The organism is Paenibacillus pabuli NBRC 13638, assembly GCF_001514495.1.
GTDB classification, from domain to species: Bacteria; Bacillota; Bacilli; order Paenibacillales; family Paenibacillaceae; genus Paenibacillus; species Paenibacillus pabuli.
In genome coordinates, this window is sequence record NZ_BCNM01000011.1 from 208,785 (window position 1) to 225,122 (window position 16,338).

A 16,338-nucleotide genomic window follows, 5' to 3' on the forward strand; every position below is an offset into this window, starting at 1 on the left:
GGTGCATATTCAAGACTTTATTTCTGAATTGATGCAAAATACGGTTTGAATAAATAAGCATTATACCTGATCGTACACGGTATATAAAGGCAGATATCAGATGGATGATGGAAGCAGACGGTTTTCCGAATAAACGACAAAAAGCCCGGACTCAGGAAGTCGTACCGGGCGTCTCTGCCTTTTCGGCTGAGGGAGTGCTCTTGGAGCGAAAACGCGGCCCTACATAATTACGCTTGCGATCACGGAACAGAATCCAGCCTCCCAGAAAACTCATGCCTGCGGCAAACAGGACAAGTCCTCCGCCAAAGGAGAGCCACTGAAAGCCTGGTGAGATCTGCTCATTCCCATGTTCGGCATAATACAGGAAAAGTGCGTCTTTCATCATCAGAAAACCCTTCATTGCCATTAACCCGGGAATGACCAGAACAACAATCGCCACAAATCGTGCAAAGACAAGTCTAGTATTCATCTACTATTGAACTCCTTCTGCCTGAAGTCGACGTCAAATAAAGGTTACGCTTACAAGTCATGCCTGATTCCATCATAGCTTGGTTTCCAGAAGCTGTCCATGCGTTTTTATGAGACAAACTTTGAGTTGGCTGTGCAAGGGGAGTACAATGGAGTGTAGAGGAACGGTTATTTGAAAAAGAGAAACATCGGGATTATCATCTTGCAATATATTGAAATTATAGGGATAGAGGAGAACATAAGAGATGCCAATTACATGTGATGTTGCCATTCTTGGAGGCGGCACCGGAGGGTACGTTGCTGCCATCCGTGCTGCACAGTTAGGAAAACAGGTTGTTATTATCGAAAAAGATAAGCTCGGAGGAACATGCCTGCATCGTGGCTGTATTCCGAGCAAGGCATTGCTGAGAAGTGCGGAAGTATACGCAGAGATACAAGAGAGCGAAATGTACGGGATTGAAACGGCTGGAGCAACACTTGTCTTTCCGAAGGTACAGGCGCGGAAGGATGCCATTGTGGAACAGCTTCACCAGGGTGTGCAGTATTTAATGAAAAAAAATAAAATTCAGGTGGTACATGCCAAAGGACGCGTGATCGGACCCTCCATTTTCTCGCCTCAGAGCGGTGCAGTTGCTGTCGAGTTCGAAGATGGTGAGATGGATACGGTTGTGCCGACCAACCTTATTATTGCTACCGGGTCTCGCCCACGTGTGCTGACAGGTCTGGAGCCAGACGGGCAGTACATCATGAGCAGTGACGAGGCTCTGCGAATGGACGAACTTCCGGCATCCGTGATCATTGTTGGTGGTGGCGTGATTGGCCTCGAATGGGCCTCCATGCTGAATGATTTTGGTGTCGAAATTACCGTTGTTGAAGCCGCCGCTCACGTATTGCCAGCAGAGGACGAAGATGTAGCCAAGGAAATGCAGAGACTACTTGGGAAACGCGGAGTTCGCTTCCTGACAGGCGCCAGCGTTCTCACAGAGACATATCGCGCGGAGAAAGATGGTATTCAGATTGACGTCAAACTGGGGGACGAGAAGCAAGAAACCCTGAAAGCGGACAAGATGCTGGTATCCGTTGGTCGTCAGGCCAATGTTGAAAATATCGGTTTGGAAAACACGGATATCAAACTCGAACGCGGCTTTATCGCTGTGAATCAACATTTGCAAACCGGTGAGGGACATATTTATGCGATCGGGGATGTCATCGGAGGGTTACAGCTTGCCCATGCAGCCAGTCACGAAGGCATCCTGGCTGTGAATCATCTGGCGGGTGAAACGGTACACGCCGTCGATTCTCATCGTATCCCGCGCTGTGTCTATACACGACCGGAAGCAGCAAGTATCGGGTTTACGGAGCGTGAAGCCAAAGAGCGTGGTCATGAAGTGAAAACAGGCAAGTTTCCGTTTCAGGCCATTGGAAAATCGTTGGTTCATGGAAGTCGGGATGGATTCGTGAAGGTAATCGCTGACGCCAAGACGAATGATATATTGGGTGTACATATGATCGGTACCCATGTGACGGAACTGATCGCTGAGGCCTCCCTGGCTCAGATGCTGGATGCGACACCTTGGGAAGTGGGGCAGACGATTCATCCTCACCCTACTTTATCGGAAATCATGGGTGAAGCCATGTTGGCCGTAGACGGAAAAGCAATTGGAATGTAGGCCGGACAGGCTTATGAGAATGGTCCTTTCCTTTTTTGGGCAAAAGGGATTATAATAAGGTTAAGCCAAGTCTTAGTACCAGGTTATAAGATCGGGTTGTAAGGCAGGCATAGGCTCTGATTAAAAGGAGGTACCTCATATGAGTTCACAAGGTACTGCAGACGCGGTCCATCGGCATGAACAGCTGGGACTTAGCGATGGTGAAGTATTGGATATGTACAAATACATGCTGCTCGCACGCAAGTTTGACGAGCGCTGCTTGCTCTTACAGCGGGCCGGCAAAATTAACTTTCACGTATCCGGTGTAGGACAGGAAGCTGCCCAAGTTGGCGCTGCTTTTGGTCTGGATCGGGATCACGATTATTACTTACCGTATTACCGCGACTATGGCTTTGTACTGGCGGTCGGCATGACTCCGCGTGAGTTGATGCTGTCTGCTTTTGCGAAGGCAGAAGATCCGAATAGTGGCGGACGGCAAATGCCGGGTCATTTCGGTCACAAAAAGCTGCGGATTGTTACGGGCTCCAGCCCGGTTACCACACAGGTTCCGCACGCTGTAGGATTTGCACTGGCTGCCAAAATGAAGAAGCAAGAATTTGTTTCTTTTGTTACCTTTGGTGAAGGTTCAAGCAACCAGGGCGATTTCCATGAAGGTGCCAATTTCGCAGGTGTTCACAAACTTCCTGTGATCATTATGTGTGAGAACAATCAGTATGCCATCTCGGTTCCGATCCACAAGCAGCTTAGTGGTAAAATATCGGACCGTGCACTTGGATACGGGTTCCCCGGACTGCGTGTAGACGGAAACGATGCGCTGGAAGTGTACGGTGCGGTCAAGGAAGCTCGCCGCCGCGCAATCGCTGGTGAAGGACCTACGCTTATTGAAGCAATGATGTATCGTCTCTCTCCTCACTCTACTTCCGACAATGATCTGGCATACCGGACCAAGGAAGAGGTTGAAGAGAACTGGAAGAAGGACGGCGTGCTTCGCATGAAGAATTATCTGATCGATTGCGGCATCTGGGACGAAGCCCGGGATGCGGATCTGGCTTCCCAGCTTGCGCTTGAAATGAAAGAAGCAACTGAATATGCAGACAATGCGCCATATCCGAAACCTGAGGACACTCTGACGCATGTGTATGCGGACAGCGAAGAAGGGGGGCGGTAATCATGGCGGTTATGGAATATATTGATGCAATCCGTCTCGCGATGAAGGAAGAGATGGAGCGGGATGAAAATGTCTTTATCCTTGGTGAAGACGTAGGTCTCAAAGGTGGTGTGTTTACCACGACCAAAGGGTTGCAGGATCAGTTCGGCGAGATGCGTGTCATGGACACACCTTTGTCCGAATCAGCCATTGCAGGTGTAGCCATTGGCGCAGCGATGTACGGCATGAAACCTATTGCCGAGATGCAATATTCGGACTTCATGTTACCGGCAACGAACCAGATCATTAGTGAAGCGGCCAAAATCCGCTATCGTTCCAACAATGACTGGAGCTGCCCGATTGTGATTCGTGCACCGATTGGCGGGGGAATCTTTGGCGGGCTGTATCACTCCCAATGTCCGGAATCCATCTTTTTTGGCACACCAGGTTTGAAAATTATAGCTCCTTACTCGGCATACGATGCCAAAGGATTGCTCAAGGCAGCCATTCGTGACCCGGACCCGGTTCTCTTCTTTGAGAATAAAAAATGTTACAAGCTGATCAAGGAAGATGTGCCAGAAGATGATTACATTGTTCCAATTGGTAAAGCGAACGTGCTTCGTGAAGGGGCAGATATTACGGTTATCGGTTATAGTCAGCCACTTCATTTTGTCATGCAGGCTGCCGAGGAGCTGGAGCGTGAAGAAGGCATTACTGCCCATGTACTGGATCTGCGCACGTTGCAGCCGCTTGATCGCGAAGCCATTATTGCCTCTGCTCGTCTAACGGGTAAAGTGCTGATTGTGCATGAAGACAACAAAACCGGTGGTGTAGGTGCCGAAGTAGCGGCCATTATCAGCGAAGAATGTCTGTTTGAACTGGATGCGCCGATTCAGCGTCTCTGCGGTCCGGATGTACCGGCCATGCCCATCAGCCCAACATTGGAGAAATTCTATATGCTGAGCAAGGATAAAGCCAAAGAAGCGATGCGTACGCTCGCCGAGTATTAATTCTTGTAGTGAGATCGTTTAAAAGCTAAGTTTGGAGTGATATAACCAATGAGTATGAAATGGATCGAGGTCATCATGCCGCAGCTGGCGGAATCGCTGGTCTCGGCTACCATAGCCAAATGGTTAAAAAAACCGGGCGACCGTGTGGAACAGTACGAGCCGATCTGTGAAGTGATAACCGATAAAGTAAACGCTGAAATTCCATCCACTGTTGATGGGATTATGGGTGATCTTTTGGTGGAAGAGGGCACAACCATTGCTGTTGGTGAAGCCATCTGCCGTATGCAGGTGGCTGCTTCTGATGAGGAAGCGGCAGAGCAGGCCACACCAATTGCGCAGCAGCAGAGCAATGCACAGCACAGCGAAACCTACACACCGGCTGATGCAGCGAGCACAACAGGCCATGATCCCAATCAGCCGATGCGTAATCGATATTCTCCTGCGGTTCAATCCCTTGCAGCAGAACACGGTCTGAACCTGCAGACCATTCAGGGCACTGGAGCAGGCGGTCGGATTACACGCAAGGATGTACTGGCAGTGATTGCACAGGGTGGAAACGCGGGTGCAGCTTCTGTACAGTCTTCTGCTGCAGTTGGACCGCATGCTTCTTCGGGAGTGCCTTCAGGTTCTCCTTTCAGCGGATTGAACCGGGGGAATGCAGACTTGGGAGCATCTGCGGGAGAAACAGTCCCGGCAGCCGATGCAGGCGTTCCTGTAAGACATTCCGGCATACATCTCACCGAAAGTCCGAAAATTCCACAAATCGAAGTTGAGGGCGGCGGACAGGGAAGATCCGAATACTTCATCGATGTTACCCCAGTACGTAACGCCATTGCTCGTAATATGCGTCAAAGCGTATCCGAAATTCCGCATGCCTGGACGATGATTGAAGTAGACGTAACGAATCTGGTCATGCTGCGCAACAAACTCAAGGATGAGTTCAAGCGTAAGGAAGGAATCAACCTGACGTACCTGTCCTTCATGATGAAGGGTGTCGTCAACGCCATTAAAGACTATCCAATCATGAATTCCGTCTGGGCTGTTGACAAAATTATTGTCAAACGGGATATCAACCTGTCCATGGCAGTAGGTACCGAAGATTCTGTATTGACGCCAGTGATCAAGCACGCCGATCAGCGTAATATCGCAGGTCTTGCCCGTGAAGTGGATGAACTGGCACGTAAAACACGTGAAGGCACATTGAAGCTGGACCATATGCAAGGTGGTACGTTCACGGTTAACAATACGGGATCATTTGGTTCGATTCTGTCCCAACCAATCATTAACTATCCGCAGGCGGCCATTCTAACGTTTGAATCGATCGTGAAGAAGCCGGTCGTCATCAACGATATGATCGCGGTACGTTCCATGGCGAATTTGTGTCTGTCTCTGGATCATCGAATCCTGGATGGCGTAATCAGTGGTCGTTTCTTGCAACGTGTAAAAGAAAACCTTGAAGGCTACACAATGGATACCAAAGTGTATTAAACAGAGCATTTCATCATTTTGGAAATCCGTTAAATGATGCGATTTGCTGAATAGATGGATAACGGGAAAGTGTATGAGCCTCTGGCCGTGCACTTTTCCCGCTTTTTCAATGAAAGGCTGTCTTACAGCACATTAAACATTGAACCAGAAGGGTGGAGGAATCATGAGCAAGCCGCTGGATGTTGCCTACATACCGATGCTTGATTATGAAGAAGCTTGGAACCGCCAGAAAGCAATTGTGCAGTTACTGGACGAGGGAGAAGGAGCGGAACAGATGCTGCTGCTCCAGCATCCGCCTACGTATACGATTGGTTCACAGAATCACCCGGAGCACCTGCTTCTTAGTCAGGAGGAACTGCGGGAGCAAGGGATCTCCTTGTTTCAAATTGATCGCGGCGGGGATATTACTTATCATGGCCCAGGCCAGCTGGTAGGTTACCCGTTACTCGTGCTCGGGCGGGATGAAGCTTTGGATCTGCATGGCTATTTACGCAGGCTGGAACAGATGATCATTGATTATCTGGCCGATCAGGGGATCGAAGCAGGACGTAAAGACGCGTATACGGGGGTATGGATCGGAGATATGAAAATTGCCGCCATTGGCATTAAGTTCAATCGGTGCAAACATCGTCGCGGTTTCGTGACGAGTCACGGATTCGCTTTTAATATCACCTCGGGTATTCAGCACGCAGGTTTTCAGGGGATTGTTCCTTGCGGGATTGAGGAGTATGGTGTAACGTCCCTTGAGGACATCACAGGCAGAGCCTACACGGTGGAACAGGTTGCTCAGGATATTATTCCATACTTTAGCCGAGTTTTTCCGTATGAGATCCGTTGGGTCACAGAAAAAGAAGCCCTTCACCGTCTGTGATTCAGACAGTCAAAGACTTCAGGGTTCTATCCGAACAGTAAAGGTTCGAGTGCGATGAAAAGGGTGGACCCAATCATGGCGATTAGCATGAGATAGATGATGATGCGGAACCATTTCTTTCTTTGCATGATGAGAGAACTCCTTTCAACAAATGTATAACAAACCACATTAACTGTATTGTACCGTATCCATGAAAGGGAGGAAAGTCCTATGATTAAACAGCAGCGTGTCATTGATCAGTTTATGGAGCTGGTTCAGATCGACAGTGAAACCAAGAATGAACACCATATCTCCAACGTGTTAAAAGAACAGTTTTCCCAATTAGGCCTCAGCGTATATGAGGATGATACGACGGAAAAAACCGGACATGGTGCAGGTAATCTCGTGATTACCTGGGAAGCCGAGGGTGCGGAAGAAGCGGCGCCAATCTTTTTCACATGTCATATGGATACCGTAACGCCTGGACAGGGAATTAAACCTGAGCTGGGTGATGACGGCTGGATTCGCAGTGATGGCACGACGATTCTGGGTGCAGATGATAAGGCTGGGATTGCCGCTTTGTTTGAAGCCATTCGGGTCATCCAGGAGAACAACATACCGCATGGTAAAATTCAGTTTGTAATCACTGTGGGTGAAGAGTCGGGCCTGGTTGGAGCACGTGCCATGAATCCGAAGGATATTGAAGCCGAGTTCGGTTATGCGCTGGATTCCAACGGAGCCGTGGGTACAATCTGTGTAGCAGCACCGGCCAGAGCAGAAATTCAAATGAAGATCTATGGGAAATCCGCACATGCGGGCGTGAATCCGGAGGATGGCATCAGCGCCATTCAGGTCGCTGCCAAGGCGATTGCGGCGATGAAGCTGGGACGGATTGATGAAGAGACTACAGCGAACATCGGCAAATTTCAGGGCGGCTCAGCGCTGAATGTCGTTTGCGATTTTGTGCAGATTGAGGCTGAAGCTCGCAGCATTGTGCAGGAAAAAGTGGAACTGCAACTTGCCCAGATGCGTGAAGCGCTGGAAACCACATGCCGCAAATACGGTGCAACAGCTGAATTCCGCAGTGAGATCCTGTATCCTGCATTTGGCTTCCATGATGAGCATGAGGTTGTTCAGCTTGCACAGCGTGCCATTCGCAGCCTGGGGCTGGAGACCAGCACGTTTGCATCCGGTGGCGGCAGTGATGCCAACATCTTCAATGGTTTCAACATTCCTACGGTTAATCTGGCCGTAGGTTATGAAGATATTCATACCACAAAAGAACGCATTCGCGCTGAAGATATTGTGAAGCTGTCTGAAGTGGTCGTGGCGATTATTCAAGAAACGGCTGCAGGCAAGAAGTGAAAAGTGTTTTTCGCAAAAAGGGGTAAAGGTCCCCGGCTTATAACTGAAAAGTCCGAATTCGGTACACACCGTGTTCGGACTTTTTGGCAAAAAAATGATATTTGAAATATATTTTCATGGATATGAATAACCACTCATGACCAGCATTATTTGCGTCCAGCAAGCATGTCGCTTAATTTGGCATCCGGACCCCACTCGCGTAGCCATTGTTTGAGTATGAGCCGGACTTGTCTGGCTTGTCCGACCACGTGCGCGGATTGCGGTGTTAAATAACTGTTCATTGGTTGTCCCCCTGATTCGCTATTTTTACTTAAAAGCGCTATAAGCCCACCATATGCCAAAAAACAGAGGTTTATACGTAACGAGACCAAAATTTCTAGGAAGCGGAGTTGAAAAATATATGAACCCAACGAATTCAACCAATCCAATACACCCGGCTAATCCGAAACTGGATGAAGAGACGATATCCACACAGCCGATTTTTGAAGGTAAAGTTATTTCACTTCAGGTCGACACGGTTAAGCTGCCTAATGGGCAGAACGCCACCCGAGAAATTATTCGTCACCCTGGAGCGGTTGCTGTCCTTGCCCTGAATGGAGATCGCATGCTGGTGGTTGATCAATATCGTCAGGCGATGGGACGTACCGAAGTGGAAATTCCAGCCGGAAAACTGGATCCGGGGGAAGAGCCTGAAGCTGCAGCAGCACGTGAATTGCGTGAAGAAACAGGGTATGTGGCCAAATCACTGCGACACCTGCGTTCGTTCTACACTTCGCCAGGATTCGCGGATGAGATCATCCATTTATACATCGCCGAGGAGCTCGAATCCGGGAACATGGCTCTGGATGAAGACGAATTTCTGGAAGTATCCGAAATTACGATTGAAGAAGCATACCAGCTGATGGATGAGAACCGGATTAGTGATGCCAAAACGATGATGGCTGTATACGCGTGGGATCTGTACAGAACAACGGGACGGTTTTAATGATGGACGAGCAACGGACATCATCCGCAGTGTGGGAGCCGTGTTATGCGGACCTCCATATTCATATTGGACGAACTTCCCGCGGGGATGCTGTCAAAATTAGTGGCAGCCGGGATCTGACATTTGAGAACATTGCTCGGGAAGCTTCGGATCGCAAAGGCATTCATCTACTCGGCGTCATTGATTGTCATTCTCCCGTGGTACAGATGGATATCGAGCAGCTGCTGGAGAACGGCACCATGTCCGAGCTTGAGGGCGGAGGGATTGCATATCAGGATACAACGATCCTGCTGGGTACGGAATTGGAACTGCGCGAACCGGGGATGCGGGAATTTCATATGCTCGCCTATTTCAGGGATCTGAGGACGATGAAGTCTTTTACGGACTGGATGAAACGATATATGAAAAATGTGAACCTGAGTTCACAGCGAGTATATGTACCCGCACTTGAGATGCAGACTGAAATTAAGGCAAGAGGTGGGCTTATTGTGCCAGCACATGCTTTCACCCCGCATAAAGGTATATATGGCAGCACGGCCCCTCGTATGGCTGATGTGTTGGATACTAGCCTGATCGATGCAGTCGAGCTCGGCCTAAGCTCCGACTCATCCATGGCCAGTTACATTCGGGAACTGGATCAGGTTCCCTTTTTGACCAACTCAGACGCACATTCTCTGGGCAAGATCGGACGAGAGTATAACGAGTTGCAACTAGCGAAGCCTTCCTTTGACGAATTCAACCTGGCACTTCAAGGAGAGGAAGGCAGAAGAATTACGGCTAATTACGGCTTGAATCCAAGACTCGGCAAATATCACCGTACCTATTGTGCATCCTGTGGAAGCATTATGGACGAGCATGCAATGTCAGCAGAACGCTGTCCGCACTGTGGCAGTGTGAAGCTAGTACAAGGCGTACTTGACCGCATATTGGCGATCGCGGACAGGGAGAATCCGCATGTGCCTGCGAGCAGGCCAGCCTATCATTATCAGGTTCCGTTGGAATTCATCCCAGGACTGGGTAAAGCCAAACTGCGCCTGCTGCTGGACCATTTTGGCACGGAAATGAACGTATTACATCGGACAAGGGAAGATGAACTTGCAGCAGTGGTTGGACCCGTCCTGGCAGGACTTATCGTTGCTGCGCGAAATGGTGAACTGGTGCTCTCTTCTGGCGGTGGAGGTAATTACGGAAAGGTGTCCAGCAAAGAGAGAGCGGAATAGAAAAGTACAGATGTAGAGGTAAAGATCATAAGGCGAGAAGGCACAAGTTGGGATTGGAATGAGTTGCATGAGGGAGAACCAATCTGGACAAGAAGTCATACGTGTGCGTTCCGGTTCATAAGAATGACTATGAGGATTTCACTCGACATCCTTGCAGCATGATAACCGGAAAGGGGACTCGTACCTGTATGCGTTCTGCCTACTTCACATTTAAAGGTCAAACCTCGTTATATGTATTTGTGGCCGTCTTGTTTCTGGTCGGAGTCATTTTTGGGGCCCTAATGGTCAACGCCTTGTCTCTTGAGCAGCGTCAGGATCTGGAGGGATACCTCGGTAACTTCTTTATGACGGTGCAGCACAGTGGGCAGGTGACTGAAACGGGAACCTATTGGGATATTGCCATGCTTCATTTGAAATGGGTGGGGCTCATTTTCATTTTGGGTTTATCGGTCATTGGCCTGCCGGGCATTTTGGTTCTCGATTTTTTGAAAGGTGTGCTCATTGGTTTTACAGTAGGTTATCTTGTTGGACAGTACTCCTGGAAAGGGCTTCTTTTTGCCTTGGTATCGGTTGCGCCACATAATCTATTCGTGATCCCTGTCCTGCTGATATGCAGTGTGTCAGCCATGACCTTTTCATTATATATCATTCGGAACCGTGTATTGATGCAGCGGACCACAGGCAACCAGAGACCTTTTGCTTCTTATATGGTGTTGACTATCGTGATGGCTGCGTTGTTGTTAGGTGTCGCCTCTTTTGAAACCTGGGTCACTCCTGCGATGATGCGTTGGGTCACGCCGATGCTGCTGCCCGCCTAGGTTGCATGCAACAGTGTAAAATGTTGACTTTAATTATGTACTCCCCCTATAATGAAAGAAGTGGGTTAAGTTGCAGTGTGCAGTGATTTCCTAGGGGGAGGGAGAAAATGGAAGCACGGATCGATAAAATCAAGCAGCAACTACAGTCCCAAGGATATAAATTAACGCCCCAGCGGGAAGCCACCGTAAGAGTACTTCTTGAGAATGAAGAAGATCATCTGAGCGCAGAGGACGTATTCATGCTCGTGAAAGAAAAGGCTCCCGAAATCGGTCTGGCAACCGTGTACCGTACCCTCGAACTGCTGAGTGAGCTGCATGTTGTAGAGAAAATCAACTTCGGCGACGGTGTAGCGCGTTATGATCTGCGCGGAGATACATCCAAGCATCACCATCATCACTTAATCTGTGTTCAATGCGGAAGTATGGATGAAATACGTGAAGACTGGCTTGGACCGCTTGAAGAGCGACTGGAGCGGGAATTTAATTTTTCGGTAGTAGATCACCGATTGGATTTTCATGGGATTTGTTACCGTTGTAAAGCTAAAAATGACCAGAAGCCCAAAGATGAAGAATAACATAGCATATCTTCAAGCTCTCACCGGCGGTTTTGACGGGAGAGCTTTTTTGGTACCGCATGTGATGTGAGGTTTACCCAGAATGTCATATTTCTGTGTTGGTGGACATACCCTGATTCTAGACGAACCGGATTCGAATCAGAAGGGGGTACGACCCATGATCATATCACTGCGGAGAGGACTCCGTTTTATTCGATTTATCGTATTTTTTGCTGCCTTAGTTTATCTGTTCTATCATGTCCTGGATTTGTTCAACGGCTGGATCTCGCCTGTGGACCAATATCAGATGCCAACCGGAAATGCAGTTAAGGTATTTCAGGAAAACGTGTGGCAAGGCGACGGAGAAGGGCGTCCTACGATGGCAGAGCGTCTCCGTTTATTCTACTGGTACGGAGAGTAGCCTGGACAACCAGGGATGCAAATACGGAAGCAGGCTGCCAGCAAGGCAGTCCTGTCAGATGAGGAGCGTTGTGCATGAAGCAGACGATACACGCCTATGCCTTATACTTGGAAGAGGATAAAGGGATGTCGAGCAGTACGTTGGAGTCGTATCTTCGGGACGTGGACAAGTTCATCGAATTTGCGGACAAAGAATACGGTATCCGGGAGGCGGAACAGGTGCGTCGTACGCATGTCATCCTGTTTATCGGTCAGCTGAAACAGGCAGGACGTGCGAATGCAACCATCGCTCGCAGCGTGGTATCCCTGCGTTCCTATTTTCATTTTTTGATGCGGCGAGGGGAGATCGTACAAGATCCTACCTTTGATGTGGAAGCGCCAAAAGCAGACAAAACACCGCCGCAGGTGTTAACCATCCAAGAGATTGAGCTGCTGCTTGCGGCGCCGGATACCAGTTCACCACAAGGTGTACGTGACAGGGCCATGCTGGAATTGTTGTATGCGACAGGCATCCGGGTGTCGGAGCTGATTGCGCTGGATGTTCGGGATGTGCAGCCTGGCATGCGCTTTATCCGCTGTGGAGGGGCTGGCAAGGAACGCATTCTGCCGATTGGTGCGCCAGCTGCACATTGGGCGAGTGTCTACATAGATCAGTACCGCAACTTGTTGACCAAGAACGAATTGGACGAGCAGGCGTTATTCGTCAATGTATCCGGTCGACGATTAACAAGGCAGGGCTTTTGGAAGCTGCTCAAAAAGGCGGCATTGGATGCAGGAATTTCAGGTGAAATTACACCGCATACGCTGCGTCATTCCTTTGCCGCTCACCTGATCGCGAGTGGGGCAGATACCCGTGCGGTGCAGGATATGCTCGGGCATGTGGAGCAACCTGGGCAGCAATATGGCCATCATGGCCGCAAAACGATGAAAGAAGTCTACGAATCACATCATCCGCGTGCAAGATAGTTTTAGAGTGCGGTTCAATCTGCAAAAAAATGCGGAACATTAAGGCGATTTAGGATAAAATAAATAGTACACAGGTAAACGCCGTTATACATAAGCAAATGCATCTTTAGCGTGAAATATTGCGATTGATGACATTTGCTCAATACAGACGGATCGTTTCAACTCAAGGGGGAACATCTTATGACAGCATTAAACCAACAGATGATTTTGGAAGCGGCATCCTACATTCAAAGTAAAAGTTCAACTAAACCGGAGGTCGGTTTGATTTTGGGTTCAGGTCTTGGCATTTTGGCAGAACTGATTGAAGATGGTGTAAGCATCGCGTATCAGGATATCCCGCATTTCCCGGTGTCCACCGTCGAGGGGCACGAAGGCGAATTGCTGGTGGGAACCATCAAAGGCCGTCCGGTCGTCATGATGAAAGGTCGTTTCCACATGTACGAAGGATACGGTCCGGAACTGACAGCCTTCCCGGTACGTGTGATGAAAGAACTGGGCGTGACCTCCTTGCTCGTCACCAACGCAGCAGGCGGTGTGAATACCTCGTATGAGGCGGGTGATCTGATGCTGATCTCGGATCATCTGAATCTTACAGGCAAGAATCCGTTAATCGGACCGAATGACTCTGCCATGGGCGTGCGTTTCCCGGATCTGTCTGAAGCCTACAGCCGTCGCCTGCGTGCGCTGGCGAAGGACACGGCAGCATCACAAGGCTTTAACGTGCGAGAAGGCGTATACGCGGGCATGCTTGGTCCAAACTACGAGACACCGGCTGAGATTGTGATGCTGCGTACGCTCGGTGCAGATGCAGTAGGCATGTCAACTGTTTCCGAAGTCATCGTGGCACGCCACGCAGGACTGGAAGTACTCGGTATCTCTTGTATCAGCAACATGGCTGCCGGAATTCTGGACCAGCCATTATCTCATGATGAGGTGATGGAAACGACTGAACGTGTTCGTGAATCATTCCTGGCGCTTGTATTGGCTGTCATTCCGCAAATGTAACTAGTAATTTAGAAGAGGCAATCTGCTCTAATGTGAACATTGGGGGCAGGTTGCCTTTTTATTTTTTCTTGTAAAGTGCCACTCAGGGAACAGGTGAGTACAGGTGCATTTGGTCTTCAGCCTCTTTTTACACAAAAAGTTCGGGAAATCATTCTTTTCATGGAATAATTTACTTCAATCGGGCCGACAATGATTAGCAGTACATGCATGGAACATGCTGTAAGCAAGTCATTTGAGGAGGTAACCCTTGTGAAGAAACGAATAATGGCATCGTTCATGACCCTTTGTATCCTGCTGCCCCTGATGGCGTCCACAGCGCTGGCTGAAGAAACACCCAAAGCAGCGGCTGGAGCAGATTTGGCCCCGTCGGCACGCTCTGCCATTTTGATGGATGCAGACACAGGCACCGTTATTTTTGAGAAAAACAGTCATGATCAGCTGCCTCCCGCGAGCATTACGAAGATTATGACCATGCTGCTCACCATTGAAGCGATTGACTCTGGCAAGCTTAAGCTGACGGATAAAGTGAGAACGAGTGAATATGCCGCATCCATGGGTGGATCACAGATTTTTCTGGAGCCTGGGGAAGAAATGTCGGTCGACGACATGTTAAAAGGAATCGCCATGGCTTCCGGCAATGATGCTTCTGTCGCGATGGCAGAGAAAATTGCGGGCTCGGAGGAAGCTTTTGTGCAACTGATGAATGAGCGTGCGAAGGAGCTTGGCATGAAGGATACTCATTTTGCCAACTGTAACGGTCTTCCGGTTGAAAACCATTATTCTTCCGCCCATGATATTGCGTTGATGAGCCGTGAGTTGCTGAAGCATTCCGGGATTACAAAATATACAGGTGCTTACCAGGACTATCTTCGTAAAGATAGCGAAAAGCCCTTCTGGTTGGTGAATACGAACAAGCTGGTTCGTTTTTATTCTGGCGCAGACGGTTTGAAAACGGGCTATACGTCTGAAGCGAAATTCTGTCTTTCGGCTACTGCGATGAAGGACGGACTGCGTACCGTTGCTGTGGTCTTGGGAGAACCCAATACGAAAACAAGGAATGCTGAAGTCTCTTCGATGTTCGATTATGCATTCGGACAATACACCATGAAACCTTTGTACAAAGCAGGAGATCTGCTCGGCAGTCTCAAAATTGAAAAAGGTGAGGTTGCGGAATTGCCGCTCAATGCAACGCAAAATTATAGTGTGTTAATGCGTAAAGGTGCCAAGTCCAACGAGATCCGTCATGAATTGTTGATGGCCAAGGAAATCAAAGCACCGGTTAAAGCAGGTCAGAGTATCGGGAAGCTTGTGGTGTACCAAGGCAATGAAGTGATTAAGGAATTCGACATTCAGGCGCCGCAGGATGTGGCCAAGGCTGGCTGGTGGAAGCTGTTCAAACGCACGACCTCTACCCTCTTTGATTAAAGCTCCCTATGCAGATCAGTTCGGAGACTGAACATATTTTGTAGTTAAATAGGGGTTTTCTTCTAGTTTTGTCGGGGGGCAGGAAAAGCCTTCGGGAACGTAGAAATCCTTGTTCAAGACAGGGAGGAGAGTGAGCAAACGTGAACTTGCATGTGGAAATGGAACATCACCGCGGGATTCTGATTGTGCGATTATCCGGGGAGCTGGATCACCATACAGCTGACATGGTACGGATGCAGATGGATGAAGCCATCCAGCGCAGACAATGCGAGCATCTGGTACTCAGCCTGAAAGATCTGCAATTCATGGACAGTTCGGGTTTGGGTGTTATTTTGGGAAGATACAAGCTCATTAAGAATAAAGGCGGCAAGATGGTTGTCTGTGATGTCAATCCGCCAGTGTATCGTTTACTGGAAATGTCGGGGTTGTTCAAGATTATGCCGATTTACGAAAATGAGGGAACTGCTCTCTCGGGTCTGGAGGTCGTCTCATGAATGAAGGAACGGGGACAAATTTCATGAATCTGCAATTCGCGGCCAAGTCGGAGAACGAATCGTTCGCACGGGTGACTGTTGCTGCTTTCATCTCCCAGCTTGATCCTACAATGGACGAGCTAAGCGATCTGAAGACGGTGATTTCGGAAGCGGTAACCAACAGTATTATCCACGGTTATAACAACAATCCGGAAGGTGTCGTGTCCATTCAAGCCGAAATTCGGGACGACATGATTACCATCATTGTGGAGGACCGCGGTGAAGGCATTGAAGATCTTGAACTGGCGAAACAGCCGCTATATACATCCAAACCCGAACTTGAGCGCTCGGGCATGGGCTTCACCATTATGGAAAACTTCATGGATGAATTCGAAGTCAGCAGTGAGCCCGGCAGAGGCACCTCCATCAAGATGAAGAAAAGGATTGAATCCAAGAAAGCATTGTATAATTAGG

19 protein-coding genes are annotated in these 16,338 nt (G+C 49.0%); 16 read left to right on the forward strand and 3 right to left on the reverse strand.

All coding sequences use genetic code 11. The features are described 5' to 3' along the window. Positions 1–151: 151 nt before the first annotated feature. Positions 152–469, reverse strand: coding sequence for a DUF2627 domain-containing protein (locus tag PPA03S_RS16505; protein ID WP_062324384.1), 318 nt, complete (start codon positions 467–469; stop codon positions 152–154). A gap of 244 nt (positions 470–713) precedes the next feature. On the opposite strand from PPA03S_RS16505, the gene lpdA reads away from it, so the two are divergent. From lpdA to lipB, 5 genes are all read left to right on the forward strand, one after another. Then, positions 714–2,138, forward strand: a complete 1,425-nt coding sequence (lpdA, locus tag PPA03S_RS16510; RefSeq protein WP_062324385.1) for a dihydrolipoyl dehydrogenase — start codon at positions 714–716, stop codon at positions 2,136–2,138. A gap of 139 nt (positions 2,139–2,277) precedes the next feature. Continuing rightward, positions 2,278–3,306, forward strand: a complete 1,029-nt coding sequence (locus PPA03S_RS16515; RefSeq protein WP_062324386.1) for a thiamine pyrophosphate-dependent dehydrogenase E1 component subunit alpha — start codon at positions 2,278–2,280, stop codon at positions 3,304–3,306. Positions 3,307–3,308: 2 nt separating this feature from the next. Then, complete coding sequence (locus PPA03S_RS16520) at positions 3,309–4,295, forward strand: alpha-ketoacid dehydrogenase subunit beta (protein ID WP_053784434.1); 987 nt, start codon at positions 3,309–3,311, stop codon at positions 4,293–4,295. Between the two features lie 48 nt (positions 4,296–4,343). After that, on the forward strand, positions 4,344–5,783 hold the full coding sequence (locus PPA03S_RS16525) for a dihydrolipoamide acetyltransferase family protein (protein WP_062324387.1): 1,440 nt from the start codon (positions 4,344–4,346) through the stop codon (positions 5,781–5,783). Positions 5,784–5,946: 163 nt separating this feature from the next. Next, entirely contained in the window at positions 5,947–6,654 is a 708-nt protein-coding gene (gene lipB, locus PPA03S_RS16530) for a lipoyl(octanoyl) transferase LipB (RefSeq protein WP_062324388.1), read from the forward strand. A 26-nt stretch (positions 6,655–6,680) separates the two neighbouring features. Here the strand turns inward: lipB and prli42 are convergent, their stop codons facing one another. Next, complete coding sequence (prli42, locus tag PPA03S_RS32925; RefSeq protein WP_157284205.1) at positions 6,681–6,782, reverse strand: stressosome-associated protein Prli42; 102 nt, start codon at positions 6,780–6,782, stop codon at positions 6,681–6,683. 82 nt (positions 6,783–6,864) lie between these two features. Here prli42 and PPA03S_RS16535 point away from each other — a divergent pair, with 82 nt between their 5' ends. Beyond that, a complete protein-coding gene (locus PPA03S_RS16535) occupies positions 6,865–7,998 on the forward strand; it encodes a M20/M25/M40 family metallo-hydrolase (protein WP_062324389.1) in 1,134 nt (377 codons plus the stop codon). Between the two features lie 146 nt (positions 7,999–8,144). Here the strand turns inward: PPA03S_RS16535 and mciZ are convergent, their stop codons facing one another. Continuing rightward, positions 8,145–8,279 (reverse strand): Z-ring formation inhibitor MciZ, encoded by a 135-nt coding sequence (gene mciZ, locus PPA03S_RS32930; RefSeq protein ID WP_157284208.1) that lies wholly within the window; start codon positions 8,277–8,279, stop codon positions 8,145–8,147. 119 nt (positions 8,280–8,398) lie between these two features. Between mciZ and PPA03S_RS16540 the strand changes: the two genes are divergently transcribed. From PPA03S_RS16540 to spoIIAB, 10 genes are all read left to right on the forward strand, one after another. Then, positions 8,399–8,983 carry an NUDIX domain-containing protein gene (locus PPA03S_RS16540; protein ID WP_062324390.1) on the forward strand — a complete coding sequence of 195 codons (585 nt, stop codon included), beginning with the start codon at positions 8,399–8,401 and terminating at the stop codon, positions 8,981–8,983. Next, a complete protein-coding gene (locus tag PPA03S_RS16545; protein ID WP_062324391.1) occupies positions 8,983–10,203 on the forward strand; it encodes an endonuclease Q family protein in 1,221 nt (406 codons plus the stop codon). The genes PPA03S_RS16540 and PPA03S_RS16545 overlap by 1 nt, the downstream gene beginning before the upstream one ends. Positions 10,204–10,391: 188 nt before the next feature. After that, the gene (gene spoIIM / locus PPA03S_RS16550) at positions 10,392–11,021 is read left to right on the forward strand and encodes a stage II sporulation protein M (RefSeq protein WP_062324392.1); all 630 of its coding nucleotides are present in this window, start codon (positions 10,392–10,394) and stop codon (positions 11,019–11,021) included. Positions 11,022–11,128: 107 nt separating this feature from the next. Beyond that, positions 11,129–11,596 (forward strand): ferric iron uptake transcriptional regulator, encoded by a 468-nt coding sequence (gene fur, locus PPA03S_RS16555; protein ID WP_024630961.1) that lies wholly within the window; start codon positions 11,129–11,131, stop codon positions 11,594–11,596. Between the two features lie 157 nt (positions 11,597–11,753). Further along, positions 11,754–11,996: a DUF4227 family protein gene (locus PPA03S_RS16560; protein ID WP_062324393.1), complete on the forward strand. Its 243-nt coding sequence runs from the start codon at positions 11,754–11,756 to the stop codon at positions 11,994–11,996. A gap of 74 nt (positions 11,997–12,070) precedes the next feature. After that, a complete protein-coding gene (locus tag PPA03S_RS16565) occupies positions 12,071–12,961 on the forward strand; it encodes a tyrosine recombinase (protein ID WP_062324394.1) in 891 nt (296 codons plus the stop codon). A gap of 180 nt (positions 12,962–13,141) precedes the next feature. Further along, positions 13,142–13,966, forward strand: a complete 825-nt coding sequence (locus PPA03S_RS16570) for a purine-nucleoside phosphorylase (RefSeq protein WP_062324395.1) — start codon at positions 13,142–13,144, stop codon at positions 13,964–13,966. 303 nt (positions 13,967–14,269) lie between these two features. Then, positions 14,270–15,391 (forward strand): D-alanyl-D-alanine carboxypeptidase family protein, encoded by a 1,122-nt coding sequence (locus PPA03S_RS16575; RefSeq protein WP_245683641.1) that lies wholly within the window; start codon positions 14,270–14,272, stop codon positions 15,389–15,391. A gap of 140 nt (positions 15,392–15,531) precedes the next feature. Next, a complete protein-coding gene (gene spoIIAA, locus PPA03S_RS16580; protein ID WP_036663380.1) occupies positions 15,532–15,885 on the forward strand; it encodes an anti-sigma F factor antagonist in 354 nt (117 codons plus the stop codon). Beyond that, positions 15,882–16,337, forward strand: a complete 456-nt coding sequence (spoIIAB, locus tag PPA03S_RS16585) for an anti-sigma F factor (RefSeq protein WP_062324397.1) — start codon at positions 15,882–15,884, stop codon at positions 16,335–16,337. The genes spoIIAA and spoIIAB overlap by 4 nt, the downstream gene beginning before the upstream one ends. Position 16,338: the final 1 nt, after the last annotated feature.